11 protein-coding genes and 1 pseudogene are annotated in these 14,013 nt (G+C 48.0%); 2 read left to right on the forward strand and 10 right to left on the reverse strand.

Annotation, left to right across the window (positions count from 1 at the left end):
• Nucleotides 1-634: 634 nt before the first annotated feature.
• The 3 genes from folE to SK066_RS20955 all read right to left on the reverse strand — a co-directional run bounded on the left by folE (nt 635) and on the right by SK066_RS20955 (nt 2,743).
• Entirely contained in the window at nt 635-1,231 is a 597-nt protein-coding gene (gene folE, locus SK066_RS20945) for a GTP cyclohydrolase I FolE (RefSeq protein WP_188775716.1), read from the reverse strand.
• 52 nt (nt 1,232-1,283) lie between these two features.
• Nucleotides 1,284-1,562 (reverse strand): YneF family protein, encoded by a 279-nt coding sequence (locus SK066_RS20950; protein WP_229685766.1) that lies wholly within the window; start codon nt 1,560-1,562, stop codon nt 1,284-1,286.
• Nucleotides 1,563-1,708: 146 nt separating this feature from the next.
• Nucleotides 1,709-2,743 carry an HD-GYP domain-containing protein gene (locus tag SK066_RS20955; RefSeq protein ID WP_188775717.1) on the reverse strand — a complete coding sequence of 345 codons (1,035 nt, stop codon included), beginning with the start codon at nt 2,741-2,743 and terminating at the stop codon, nt 1,709-1,711.
• Nucleotides 2,744-3,005: 262 nt separating this feature from the next.
• Between SK066_RS20955 and SK066_RS20960 the strand changes: the two genes are divergently transcribed.
• Nucleotides 3,006-3,437, forward strand: a complete 432-nt coding sequence (locus SK066_RS20960) for a DUF6526 family protein (RefSeq protein ID WP_320542867.1) — start codon at nt 3,006-3,008, stop codon at nt 3,435-3,437.
• A 517-nt stretch (nt 3,438-3,954) separates the two neighbouring features.
• Here SK066_RS20960 and queG read toward each other — a convergent pair.
• Both queG and SK066_RS20975 read right to left on the reverse strand, forming a co-directional pair.
• A pseudogene (gene queG / locus SK066_RS23170) lies at nt 3,955-5,935 on the reverse strand (tRNA epoxyqueuosine(34) reductase QueG).
• A 457-nt stretch (nt 5,936-6,392) separates the two neighbouring features.
• Nucleotides 6,393-6,815, reverse strand: coding sequence for a GNAT family N-acetyltransferase (locus tag SK066_RS20975; protein ID WP_188775720.1), 423 nt, complete (start codon nt 6,813-6,815; stop codon nt 6,393-6,395).
• An 837-nt stretch (nt 6,816-7,652) separates the two neighbouring features.
• Between SK066_RS20975 and SK066_RS20980 the strand changes: the two genes are divergently transcribed.
• Nucleotides 7,653-8,264 carry a superoxide dismutase gene (locus tag SK066_RS20980; protein WP_320542869.1) on the forward strand — a complete coding sequence of 204 codons (612 nt, stop codon included), beginning with the start codon at nt 7,653-7,655 and terminating at the stop codon, nt 8,262-8,264.
• Nucleotides 8,265-8,457: 193 nt separating this feature from the next.
• On the opposite strand, the gene SK066_RS20985 is transcribed toward SK066_RS20980, so the two are convergent.
• From SK066_RS20985 to SK066_RS21005, 5 genes are all read right to left on the reverse strand, one after another.
• Complete coding sequence (locus SK066_RS20985) at nt 8,458-9,774, reverse strand: oligogalacturonate lyase family protein (protein WP_320542870.1); 1,317 nt, start codon at nt 9,772-9,774, stop codon at nt 8,458-8,460.
• A gap of 208 nt (nt 9,775-9,982) precedes the next feature.
• Complete coding sequence (mutY, locus tag SK066_RS20990) at nt 9,983-11,452, reverse strand: A/G-specific adenine glycosylase (RefSeq protein WP_407673835.1); 1,470 nt, start codon at nt 11,450-11,452, stop codon at nt 9,983-9,985.
• Between the two features lie 479 nt (nt 11,453-11,931).
• Nucleotides 11,932-12,345, reverse strand: a complete 414-nt coding sequence (gene acpS / locus SK066_RS20995) for a holo-ACP synthase (protein WP_320542872.1) — start codon at nt 12,343-12,345, stop codon at nt 11,932-11,934.
• A 270-nt stretch (nt 12,346-12,615) separates the two neighbouring features.
• Nucleotides 12,616-13,422: an NAD(+) synthase gene (gene nadE, locus SK066_RS21000; RefSeq protein WP_188775723.1), complete on the reverse strand. Its 807-nt coding sequence runs from the start codon at nt 13,420-13,422 to the stop codon at nt 12,616-12,618.
• Nucleotides 13,423-13,540: 118 nt separating this feature from the next.
• The gene (locus SK066_RS21005; protein ID WP_188775724.1) at nt 13,541-13,975 is read right to left on the reverse strand and encodes a BrxA/BrxB family bacilliredoxin; all 435 of its coding nucleotides are present in this window, start codon (nt 13,973-13,975) and stop codon (nt 13,541-13,543) included.
• Nucleotides 13,976-14,013 lie beyond the last annotated feature (38 nt).

Here is a 14,013-nt window from a genome sequence, read left to right on the forward strand (position 1 = left end):
CTGTATAATGTTGAGCGTTCATACATAATAATCCTTAATGGAACAAATACCGAACAGGAGGGAAAACGTACTCACATAAAAGAAAATCATCGTCACACTACAGAAGAGAAGCTTCTGTATATGTATGATGTATAACGTAAGAGAATAGAACACTGCAAGCAGATGACTGAGCATCGAATGTGAAGGGTAGATCGAGATGAGTACAATGATAAAATCTGCAAGAAACAACAAGCAACCACGTGATTACTTAGTTCCTTTTTCGTGCAACTCTACAGGAATATATTACTACTTCATGACGTATATTTACAATAAAAATTGCAATAATGCATGAATTATTTTAGCAAATAAGCCAAATACAAAAAAATAAACCTTTTTCTTCTATCTGTGCTTTATTTTTATACGATTTCATCGACGATCTCAGCATGAATCACACGAGCTATAGCCTTTGCTATCGAACAATACGACTAGAAGCTATCGCTATATAACAAAAACAGACGACTGCCATAGCGGCAATCGCCTGTTTCTGGAATTTATAACCAAATCATGAAGCGATACCTTATTCCAGCATCGCTTAGTGACGTCCCCTTATACGGATATCTGCTTGCAACGGCATTCAGTGTATCCCTGCTTGGAACTAATGATTCCGAATCAGTGACATAAATTCTGCACGAAGTGGAGCATCATGACGGAAACCGCCACGAACAGCAGACGTGATCGTTTTGCTACCTGGCTTTTTCACACCGCGTGCACACATGCACAGGTGCTCGCCTTCGACAACAACCATCACACCAGTTGGCTTGAGCACTTCATCCAGAATATCAGCGATCTCGGTTGTGATTCGCTCCTGCACCTGCAAACGACGTGTGATCGCTTCAACGAGACGTGCGAATTTGCTCAAACCGGCAATCTTCCCGCTCGGTACATATCCGATATGCACCTTGCCGAAAAATGGAGCCATATGATGCTCGCACTGGCTGTAATAGACGATATCCTTGACGATCACCATCTCCTGATGATTCTCGTCAAAGGTAACGCCCAGCGCCTCACGCGGGTCCACGCTGTATCCGGCGAAAATCTCCTCGTACATGCGTGTTACCCGTGCAGGTGTTTCCAGCAATCCTTCGCGCTCGGTATTTTCACCGATCAGCTTCAGGATTTCTTTCACATGGTATTCAATCTGGTCGCGATTTTCTCCGACCTTCACATTTGTATAATCCTTAATGCCAGCCATGCTGACCTCCTTCTACACTCAAGGCCTTCATGTACTGACGCCTGTCATGTGATTATCTTCTGCGCTTGCCACCGCGTCCCATTGGAGGCATTTGTGGCTTGGCGCTACCCTGTTGTCCAGGTTTGCCGCCACCATTTTTCATCATCTGCTGCGCCTGTTGCATTTGCTTGGCGTTCAGATTATATCCCATCTGTTTGGCCATCTTTTGCAGCATTTGCGGATCATTTTGCATTTTCTCCAACTGTTTGCGCAAATAGTAGGCACCGATAAAGAATCCCCCGACCAGACCGACGATCAGAGTTACAATCGGTATGACCCAATTCCACCACATCATAAAGCCACCCCTGTATATTCATTGTCATTCGTCCACGAAAAAGCGCATTCATGTACTATGCGATCATTAGCGTGAACAGGAATTATCATACCATTTTCAGACATGCACAAGCAAACATTTTCCTATGAAGTAGCGCGTAAGCTTTAGTTCATCACCGCTTCAATAAATACGGTCGTTGCGCTGGCAAGATCGATCTCCTTGATCTCAATCGCATCTCCGCTCCCGTTAACGATTCGCACAACTGGACGCCCTGGCAAACCGCGATGCTGACGCACCACAACACCGGATTCGCGTGTGGACAGACGAACCCCTGTACCATTCGGATAAATAGAAACGATGCGATTAAACTCCACTAATAGCTCCCGATCCAGTGTTGTCTCGGACAATGCCATCATTTCCTCACATGCTTCATGAGGCAATAATCCTTTGCCGCCATGTTCTCTCGTTGTGATGAGATTGTCATACGTGTTGGCAATCGCCACGATCCGCGCATAGCGATGAATCTCATCACCCGGCAAACCGCGCGGTTGTCCGCTTCCATCCAGACGCTCATGATGCTGTAGCGCAATATGGGCGATCATTAGATTGAACTCACGCCGCGATTTGAGCAGCTCAAAGCCACGCCACGTATGGTGCATCCTCGAACCGGGAATCTGATCCAGCATATCCGCGCCGCCCAGCTTCCCAATATCATGCAGCAGTGCGCCCACACCAAGCTCCCACAGCTGATCACGATTCAGTCCGATATTCATACCAATAATAGAACTGAGCAAGCATACATTCATCGCATGCACGTATGCTGCATTGTCCGCTGTCTTGATTTCAGTCAACTGTACCTGTACCTCGCGTGAGCCAAGCACATCCTCCAGCAGCTGATCCACACTTTTCGAAATGCGCGAAGGGCTCCATTCCTTGCCCGAACGCAGCGCATCCAGTGTATCGCTCATTTCACTAATAATCTGCTGCTTGGTCGTCTCACTTAGAATCTCGACCAGCTCGACATCGTCATATTGCTCATCCTGCACATATAACATCGTGACGCCGATTCGATTCAGCGTGTTGACCATAAATACCGTAAGCTGCACCCCGGCAGACAGCAAAATCGTCCCGTTGCCCGAATAAATCGATTTCCCTAGATATTGTCCTGTTTCCACATTGTCTATGCTTACGTACCTCATCTGCATCCCCCTTTGTACGCAATGACAAGATATGTGCAGCCTGCCTGCTATTTATTCATAGTATTACGTTACTCTCACAGAATTTCAACAAAAAGTAAAAAATAACAGGATCGGAGGAGCAAAGTCACGCTGCCACCATCACGTATACATCGAAGCTTCTATATGCACTGACCGACGACTTCATTTTGCTACTGGTAGATTTAGCAGATGCAGGTGTAATAATAGATGAACCTATCTCGGAAACTGGAAAGGATATGTGATCATGGCAGCACCGAATAAGAAAACGATCCGCTTTGACTGGCCGTACCATTTTGTCGCTCTGCCGCTATTGTTAATCACGCTGGTGCTCACGATTACGTATTGGATCAACGCGCTACGCAGTGGGGAGAATACACTGCTCGCCTGGCTGTTGCTCGTACTGCTGCTATGCCTGTGCTTTGCGATTCCGCGTATTCGAGTGTATGCGACCAAGACGCAGGATCGGATTGTACGGATGGAGGAGCAGTTTCGATATTATCGTTTAACAGGAAAAGAAATGGATTCACGTGTGACACGAGAACAGATTATCGCGCTGCGTAATGCGAGTGATGCGGAGTTGCCGACATTGTGCGAGCGTGCAGTGAAGGAGCAATTGTCAGGGAAAGATATTCATGCGGCGATCACGAACTGGCGGACGGATGATATGCGGATTTGAGTGGTGAGGATAGATGGAATAGAAAAAAGGCAGCCTCTGTTGGTGGGAGGTTGCCTTTTTTGGGTTTGGGGGAAGATGAGTGTGATGTGGAGAGTGACGACCTACTCACTGAAATAAAGTATATTAGTCACATATTTCAACTCACACTCTCGCACGGAGAGTGACGGTTCGTGATTTTGTTGGTAACGCAGGAGGATTTGATATTTCAATCCACACTCTCGCACGGAGAGTGACCCGGCAGCAGTCACTTTAAACGAATTGGAAGACTTATTTCAATCCACACTCTCGCACGGAGAGTGACTGTACACCCTCTCAGCCCTTATCCCACAAGGAAAAAAACGACCAAAAGTGCGAACCTCATTTTTAGCCTACTCGAAAACATGCCAAAACACAACAAAAAACCCCGCAGCCCTTACGGGGCAAGAGGTGCGAACCTCCCGGGGTTTTCATGTGAGCTTGGGGTTCGCACTTATATACCGCCTACACTCCCAAGCTCATCGCTCCACTTCACCATTCATCAAAACAACATCGGCTCCGTTTCCAGCCCACGCCAGCCTTCCAATCCAAGCAAATACTGCTTATTATCCAGACCACCACCATACCCGACCAGTTGCCCATTCATCCCGATCACCCGATGACATGGCACAATGATCGATACCGGATTGCGGTTATTCGCTCCACCGACTGCACGTACCGCCGCCGGGCTGCCGATCTTCTCAGCAATATGCTTATACGATACAGCTTCACCGTATGGTACCGTACATAATGCTTCCCATACGCGCAGCTGAAATTCAGTTCCACGCATATCCAGCGGCAGATCAAACTCCTGCCGTTCACCTGCAAAATATTGCTTCAGCTGCATCGTTACGTTCGCTAGACGCTCAGAGGAATGCTCCAGCACATGCACACCATACCAGCGATTCGCCCATTCGGTTAGCCGCTCCGCTGCTTCCTCGTAGCTTCTGAACTTAATGTGACATAGTCCGCGCTCTGACTGTACCAGCGTTAACGTTCCGAGCGGAGTGTCCAGCTCGTCGTAGTAGAGGCGTTCCGATTCAGACAAAGATGTCAGTGTGAGTGCATTCTGATGTGACTCTATAGGAGCTGCATCCTGATATGGCTCTACATGAGCTACATCAGAATGCACCTGAACTACATCCTCATGCTGCTCCACGAGCATAGCTGTATCTACATGCTCCCCCTGCTCCACTCCAGTCGATGCACCGCTACGCTCCACATCGCTCACATCAGCTACCTCCATCTCAGGATTCACCCTACTCGCATCCACACTATCACTGAACCTCGACTTCCTGCTCATTGCGCTGTTCCTCCTCCAGGATATGCTGTGCTGTTAGTAGTCGCTCAATCACTTCATGCTCCTGCTCGCGTGCAAGCCCTGCCTGAACAGCTTCCAGCGCTTCGGCACCACCAATTCGGCTCAGCGCCCATGCAATCGTGCCGCGAATGACGGGACGTACATCCTTGATCAGCATCTCGCGTAGCTTCGGTACTGCGCTTTTATCCTTAAAGTTCCCCAGTGCGATAATCGCATTGCGCTGGATCGGATTTTTACCGCGCCATGCAGCGGATGTACTGCCGAACTCCTGCTTGAACTCTTTATTACTCAGCTCCAGAATCGGCAACAATAGCGGCTTTGCCTTTTTTGGATCAGGCTTGAGCTCCTCCTGATGATTCCAGCTTTTGCCCTTGTTTTTCGGGCAGACGATCTGGCATGTATCACAGCCATAAAGGCGATTACCGATTTTGCGCATATGCTCATCCGACAGCATGCCTTTTGTCTGAGTTAGAAAAGAGACACAAATTTGCGCATTGAGCTGCCCCGGATTCACAAGTGCTCCGGTTGGACAGGCATCGATACATTTCGTACATGTGCCACAATCCTCGGTCACTGGCGTATCCGGTGCAAAAGGAATATCTGTGATCATATCCCCCAGGAATATCCACGAGCCGAGCTTAGGCGAGATGATCGCACAGTTATGCCCGTAAAAGCCAATCCCTGCACGATGCGCCACCGCACGGTCGGACAACGCCCCCGTATCGACCATACTTTCGATGCGCGCTTCAGGCACACGCTCACGGATAAAGTCCTCCAAGCGCTGCATCCGATCGCGCAGCACGGTATGATAATCCAGTCCCCATGCCGAGCGTGCCATAATGCCGCGATACTCGCCTGGTGCAGACTTCGGCGGATTTTCCATTTTGGAATGATACGTGACCGCGATAGCAATGATCGAACGCGCCCCACCTAATGTGAGTGAAGGATCGATCCGTTTATCCAGATCCGGCTCCTCAAAGCCCGATTCATAGCCTTTACGCCGATTCTCCTCCAGCACCTCTCGCAAATACAAAAAAGGATCGGCTGTCGTAAAGCCGATATCGTCAATACCGAGCGCCGGTCCTGCCTCTTTGATCTCCTGCTTCAACCAATCCCAGCGATGCTGCTCTGCTGTGAGGGCTGATTGTCCTTGCCGTGTCACCTTACGGCCCCCTTACTTTGTTTCGATAATAATGTGTAGCTATTTAATGATCTGTAGCTCATTCGTACTTAGTTCGCACATACATATCTATAGATAAGCTTGTATCGTATAACGCTATACTCGCTATATTTCCATCATGAATAATTGTCTTTCTACTATAGTATACCGTTAAAATAGAAAAACACATCCGTTTCCCCGAATACTACCGGAAAACAAAATGTGTCCCATCAACAACGTATACGCTTGGATCGTAGCGACTCCGACCATGCAGCATATCCAGAAGCTATCTGAAATCAAGCCCACTGATGCCACAATGTCCGGCAGCACCGTTATCCATAACGGATAGCGGGCCGCTCGTGCAAGCGTGTATATTTAAACGATTAAAACAAGTATGGTCTCTAATCTGTTATGGTGCATTTTCTCTCTATACCTAAGCCTTCATCACCCTGTACAGGTATTAGCTACCAACGATGCTCAGCTTCTCGTAAGTGCGAAGCACTTTGCTCTCATCATAACCAAGTGCTGCATAGAGCGGCATAACCGCTTCATTGTGCTCATCACCTGCGACCATGATGCCACTTACATTACGCTGTTGGAAGCGTTTCTCCATTGAAGTGATCAATGCTTTGCCGATGCCACGGCCTCTCAGATCCGGATGAACAGCAATACGGTAGTAACAACCGAAATTGCGATCAATCGTACCAATTAACAAGCCAATAATCTCTTCTCCCTGCTCCGCAACAATAATTAACTCGGAATCCCAGGACAATTGTCTGGCAAAAGGGCCCATCGTGTGTTCGTAACACTCTTCGGACAAAGCTACTTTCAGCAGCTCCTTGACAAGGTGCAAATCACTCAGCTTAAAGGAACGAATATTCATCAGCCAAACTCCCTTTTCATCAGCTTAATCAAACCATGTTTCTACCACTCATACCCCTACTACATACCGCATGAGACAAGCACAAAAAAGAAGGACATCTGCGTATACAAGCCATAAGCCCTACATCAACAATTGTGTAAACTGCCGTCCCGAATTGCCCCATCAAAAAAGCAATAGAACAATCACATATCGCGCAATATAATCTCAGTGTTAATTAAACCATAAGTTTCTGAACATTACATCCATTTTCTGATGAAAGCGCTTTATAAATGGATGTTTCATCCAATTTTCATTAAAGTGCTTTTCAAACTTTCATATCCACGGTAAAACAAGCGCTTTTACCTATGAATATAAAGTTAAAATTATAATTATTCCTCTAAAAATCATTATCTTAATATGAAATAATATTGGCGACAAAGACGATTATATCACTACTCCGAGCATGTCACTATACTTTTTATCATAATGAACTCAGGATTTATTTTTACATAAAATGCCATGAGCAGTCTATTTTTAAAAGGGGATTACGATCCGTTTACAATATTAGGGACTTCATTTTACCCATTCTAACAACGTTCCTAAGTTGTTGTGCAAATATTCACACCTTGTTCACATTACGAACATACGATCCACATTACACTGGTCAATTGATGAATAAAAACTCACTTCACTCAAAAAAATTTTTACGCTCAGCCCTCATGGGATGGACTTTCTAAACACAAATGTTGATTTAGTCCAAAATATGCGGTTTAATAGATAGGGTAAGATGTTTATCTACATATGGAGTGGACACCATCAACGTTCGCTTCAAATCCAAATCTCAGGAGGTATTTTACGATGGCATTCGAATTACCAGCATTACCGTACCCTAACAACGCTCTGGAACCACACATCGACGAACAAACGATGATGATTCACCATGATCGTCACCATAACACATACGTAACCAATTTGAATAACGCTCTGGAAAGCGCTCCTGAACTGCAAGGCAAAAGCCTGGAAGAGCTGATCTCCGACCTGAACAGCGTACCTGAAAGCATCCGTACAGCAGTACGCAACAATGGTGGCGGTCACCACAACCACAGCCTGTTCTGGGAAGTTATCGGCCCTGACGCTGGTGGCGCTCCAACTGGCGAACTGGCTGCTGCAATCGACAGCGAGCTGGGCGGCTTCGACAAATTCAAAGAAGACTTCACAAAAGCAGCAACAACACGCTTTGGTAGCGGTTGGGCATGGCTCGTTGTGGACAAAGACGGCAAACTGGCTGTAACTAGCACACCTAACCAGGACAGCCCGATCATGGACGGTCAAACTCCACTGCTCGGTCTGGACGTATGGGAGCATGCTTACTACCTGAAATATCAAAACAAACGCCCTGATTACATCGGTGCTTTCTGGAACGTTGTAAACTGGGATGCTGTAAACGCTCGTTACACTGCTGCGAAGTAAGATCGCTGATCCCCTTCTTGCTTACCGCATGCGGTAATATAGAAAACACCAGTACCTACAAGGTACTGGTGTTTTTTGTTGATACTAGTTTTTTGTCACTAATATATCGTAGATGAGCCACATCAAGCATTGGATATCAGTCCATGTTACCTGCATCATCTACAATATCGAGATTTGATATCATGTCATCCCTCTATTTATCCCAGCGTGGCAATGAGGTGACATCCTCCGGCAGCTCCACCATGTACAGATTACTGTATCCACTACGATCACTGCTGAAAAATAGTCTGCGTCCATCCTCACTCAGACGTGGATGCGCATGAAGCTTTTGCGAATGGAAGCTACATCGTAGTTCACAGACGGTGAAAGGCCCCTCATATTCTTTTTCATATCCATACTGCTCCTGCTCGGAAGAATCGGATGCAGTCGAATGCGCCTTTACCTCAGAGCCTTCAGACGCAGCAACCGAATGACGTTCATCGGATGGAGCTACTTCATGCTCGTCCTTAGAATCAGAAGAAAGCAGATCAGATAACCCTGCACCAGCCAGCTTCCGCTGCCATACGGTCAGTACATCCACATCGCCTTGCCCATCTGCAACGACCAGCCGCTCATTTTGATACAGATGCCATGTTGCAAACGGCATCTCCTGTTCTTCCATACCCGTATTATCGTATCGAATCCGTCCGAAAAAATGACTTCCATCCTCGCGCAGCCCATGATACCCGATATACTCGCCATCCGGTAAAAAGCACTCATGCCCTACAGCTTCTCCTGCTGTTAACCGCTCCCGAATTGCCCAGACGCGTCCATCTCGCAGATCGATCCCCCATATACGCTGATCCACCAGATGCCACGGGCCTTCATGGCAAAAGGTCGCGAGCCACGGTAATTGCGGCGAAGCATTGATATGGGTAATAAAATGCTGCTCGCGATATAGCTCGCGTGCGTTTCCAGTTTTCAGGTCAATTTGCATGATGCAGCTGAGCGGCTTCGCCTCCATCCATTCCTGGTGCCCGACATAGCCATTGCCCAGATCAGTATCGATACGAGCGGACAGATCCTCACACACGCAGACCAGAATACTTTGCCCATCTGCTGTACAGGTTACATTGCTTAGTACATGCCCCTTCGGACAGCGAAACTTGATTCGTTCGCGAAAATTCGTCAGGTGTAACGCACGAATCATCCTGCCATCGGATACGATCGCATATTGTTCATCCGGTGTAAGCGCCACATCCAGATCATCATTGCCTGTGTAGGTCGTCAGCTGTGTCATCTCGCCCGTCTCCAGCTGAATCGAGAACAGATTCGCGCTATTATCTCGATCGGAAATAAACAACAAACGCTTGCCCCCATCATACAGACTATTCTCTGTAAAATAAGGCAGACGACTATGCCCGCGATAATCGGTCAATTGATGAACGGTCAAACCGGTATAGCGATCCGCGTACGTTTTCCATTCTGCTGCCCATATCGTTCCTTTTACCATTGCAATCGTTCTGGACATGGCTGCTTCCTCCCGAGATCAAATGGATCGGTGTCGCTGCTTATGATGTTACTAGACAACTACTATGAAGCTCTACACCGGTTTTCGTTTAAGATTTCCGTGAAGACATACGATTCAAACGATTCAAAAATGGCAGTTGGAGAATCGTCATTAGAGATTGAGCGTGTACTCATCATGATGCCAAGAGCTATCATGGAACGTGCCAATATCAACGTTTAATTCCAAAATACTGCTGTAAAATTTTCAAAAATAGATTCGGAAATGCGTACTTCTCCATATCCTCGGCATTGATCCAGCGATAATCATAAGCAAAGGCTTCACCCAGCAACGTACCCGGCACAGCCGCATACGTCTCTGGCTGCTCAGCAACCTGCTCCAACGGCTCTAATGTATCTGCAACCGCACTGGAGGCGAGCTGCTGACGAATACGTGTCATCGCTTCCGGTGTCGCTCCGCTTAGATGCAGATCGAGCGTGCCCTGCACAGTCGCCTCCTGCTCGTTTTCAGAGGCACCTTGAGAAGCATCCACTTTAGAGTTAGTTCTATCACCAGCGATACGCTCATCTGGCTTGCCAGCGGTAGAAATGAAAGCCGCTGATCCCGTATTGGCGAGACTCGATGGATCGCTACCGCTGCTTGCTAACGCGTCAGCCGCTGCCGCCTGCTGATCCTGTCCAGCTTCCGTGCAGCGGAATACACGCATATACCACTGAATATGGCTAAACGTATGCTCGGCACTCATCCATTCTAGCTGTGGACGAACATCTACGCCTTCATTTTCCAGCACCTGACGTAGACGATCCATCGCTGCTGTCTCAGACAAATCCGCACCAGCGCCTGCTTTTTTCGCATCCGATGCCAGCACATGCGGCAGCTCCCACATCCGCGCAAGCAGTCCAGTGGCTGGACGCTGACGAATGAGCACCTTGCCTGCATGCTCTCCCTGACCCTCGATTACCGCCATCAGGCGATGCTCTGGACGAGGAGGCTTGGCTTTTGTTTTGATCGGAAGCTGCTCCTCCATGCCGTTCATACGTCCTTCACAATGCTTCATCACCGGACAGGTGAGGCAATGCGGTGACTTCGGTGTACAGACCAGCGCACCAAGCTCCATCAGCGCCTGATTAAAATCCGATGCGCGTCCAGTCGGAATCAGCTCACCTGCCAGTTTTTCCATTTTGACGCGGGTGGAATTTTTGGCAATATCATCGCTCAGGCAAAAATAGCGTGACAGCACGCGCATCACGTTACCGTCTACTGCCGGAACCGGAACGTTATAGGCAATGCTAAGTACAGCGCCTGCGGTGTAGGGGCCAATGCCTTTGAGTGCAGAAATTTCATCTGGTGTATCCGGTACGATGCCGTCGTGACGCTCTACAACCTGCTTGGCAGCCGCCTGAATATTGCGGGCGCGTGAGTAATAGCCCAGCCCTTCCCAGTGCTTCAGTACGTCTTCCTCTGGCGCTTCGGCAAGCGATTCAACGGTTGGAAAGCGCTCGGTAAAGCGTAAAAAGTAAGGAATAACGGTATCAACTCTTGTTTGCTGTAGCATAATCTCAGAGATCCAGATGTGATATGGATTGCGGCTTCGTCTCCATGGCAGATCGCGCTTATGCTCGTCGTACCATGCCAGCAGCTCGCGGCTGAAATAGCGTTTGGCTTCTTGCTCGTTGGTCATGTTGTTGGACATTATACAGCTCCTTCTTCATGCACCCCATCTGTGCATGTCGTTCTTTTATGATTGGTTTGGTGTGCAATAGAGTGGCACCACTCCGGCAAGGAATAAGGGAACGGACTCGGGTGGAGCCGCGGGAATCTACGGATTAGGAATTCATTGTAGATTCCCGCCCCTCCAAAGGAGTCCTTTTCCCTTATTTCCTTGCCTCCGTTCCGTACGTATTGCAGCATGATTTAAAAGCAATAGAACACATCAATAAATCGGTACATATATGCCTAAATACGGCATGAAGCAAGCAATAGGATTGCAGTATTTAGCCTTATGTTCCGACTTGCTAATCGGGTCTTTCCGTTGTGGCAGTTAGCGGCTTGGTGTTGGTGTTGTTTTTAACTTGTATCTACTTTTGATTCGTGAATATGCCTGTTGGCGTCTTATCTGTATTTTCTCCCTACAATTTTAATGCTACTTTCCCTTCCAGCTCACAGTAGATCGCCCTTATCCAGTCGTTCGACTATGGCGAAGGCGGATGCCATGTGGGGCTGGTGGGAGATGCTGAGGTGGATGCGGTAGGCGCTATGACCGTCTTCTAAGCCCAGGCGTTGCCAGGCAGCTCCGGAGAGGGTGACGTTCGGTTTGCCTAATGGATCTGGTAAAATCTCGATATCTTCAAATCCGATCACTTTGCCGATACCGCAGCCGAAGGCTTTGGTGATGGCTTCTTTGGCGGCAAAGCGGCCGGATACAAATTCGGATTGACGTGACCCTCGGTGGTGAGCCACTTCTAGCTCGGCTGTGGTTAGCACACGTGCCATGAATCGTTCTCCAAGTGGACGCTCTAGAATTGCGACTACACGCTCGATTTCCAGCACGTCATGCCCTATTCCATAGATCAATATGCTACCTCCCGATCTGTGTGTATCTCTGCTTACGCATATGATCTATTGTACCAAATTCTTTGCTCTCAATCTGCCGCCGATGCAGATGACTTCGCGCAAGCATGAAGATGATTTCGTACGATGGTGAAGAGACGTGATTGAAGCGCATAAAAAAGCGACTACAACCATAGGATGGATTGTAGTCGCTTGGTTCACTTTTTAAAAGTGATAGCTGGCATGCTTTGCGCCCCTTACGATGGGGCAACAACACAGCTACCTGGTCAGCTATTAAATACCTGGAATCGGATCACGTTTGTGAGCGGTGCGCTTGTAGTAGCTTTCCAGACGCTCGGCTACTTCTGGCGCTACCTCTTTGCCTTCCAGATAATCGCAGTTATCGGCATAGGTGATGCCCAGCTCGGCTTCGTCGGTCTGATTTTCCCACAGACCCGCAGATGGAGCTTTATCCAGTATAGATTGCGGTACGCTCAGGTGGGAAGCAAGTTCGCGCACCTGACGCTTATCCAGCGTGCTCAGTGGCGTAATATCGACTGCACCGTCGCCATATTTGGTAAAGAAGCCTGTAATCGCCTCGGAAGCGTGGTCTGTACCGACAACAAGCAGATTGAGCGAGTTCGCGATGGCATATTGAACGACCATACGCGTTCTTGCTTTGATATTGCCTTTCGCTTGTGGGCTGATCGCTTCTTGCTCCAGATGTGGCATTACGCTGTTCACGGTTTCTTCGATCGCGTCGACGGCTTTGTGCACATTCGTTTCTACTTTGTATTTCAGGTTGAACGCTTCGGCTACCGCGTAGCTATCGTCGATATCTGCCTGCGTGCTGTATGGCTGGAATACGCCGACCGTTTTGTACTCAGTACCCTTTTCCTCGGTCAGCTCATCGGTTGCCTGCTTGCACAGCCCTGTCGCTACTGCGCTATCAATCCCGCCGCTGATTGCGATCAGCAAGCCCTGAGAACCGGACTTCTCGATATATGATTTCAGAAAATCCACCCGTTTGCGAACTTCTGCTTCCGGATCAATCGTAGGCTTTACTTTCAGATCATCAATAATTTGCTGCTGCATACTCATAACTGTTATCCACTCCTTCTGCTGTTCTGAACGTTTCTCTTTATATATACCCATAAACAAGTGAATCCTGCAACATCACATGATGTGATAGTTGCAGGATTCAGGGGCTTGCTTCTCATTACAGGCAGTATTTTTCGAAAGCATCATTCAGCGCAATGGAGATATCCTCTGCGGAATTGTTCTCGATCTGGTGACGCTCGATAAAATGAACCAGCTCGCCGTCTTTCATCAGAGCGATCGATGGGGAAGATGGTGGGAACGGTGCGAAATATTCACGCGCCTTTGCTGTTGCTTCTTTATCCTGACCTGCAAATACCGTGTACAGATTGTCAGGCTTCACGTCGCTTTGCAGTGCATGAGCAACACCTGGACGGCATTGACCAGCTGCACAGCCACACACGGAGTTGATTACGATCAGAGTTGTACCTTTCGCGTTCTCCAGCGTTTCCTCTACTTCTTCCGGTGTACGCAGCTCTTGAATACCGATGCTAGTCAGCTCGTCACGCATAGGTTGTACCATATCTCGCATATATTGATCAAATGACATTGACATTGAAGTTCACTCCTTACTTTTAATAAGCATTAACTCTA

This window comes from Paenibacillus hunanensis (assembly GCF_034055775.1).
GTDB lineage: Bacteria > Bacillota > Bacilli > Paenibacillales > Paenibacillaceae > Saccharibacillus > Saccharibacillus hunanensis.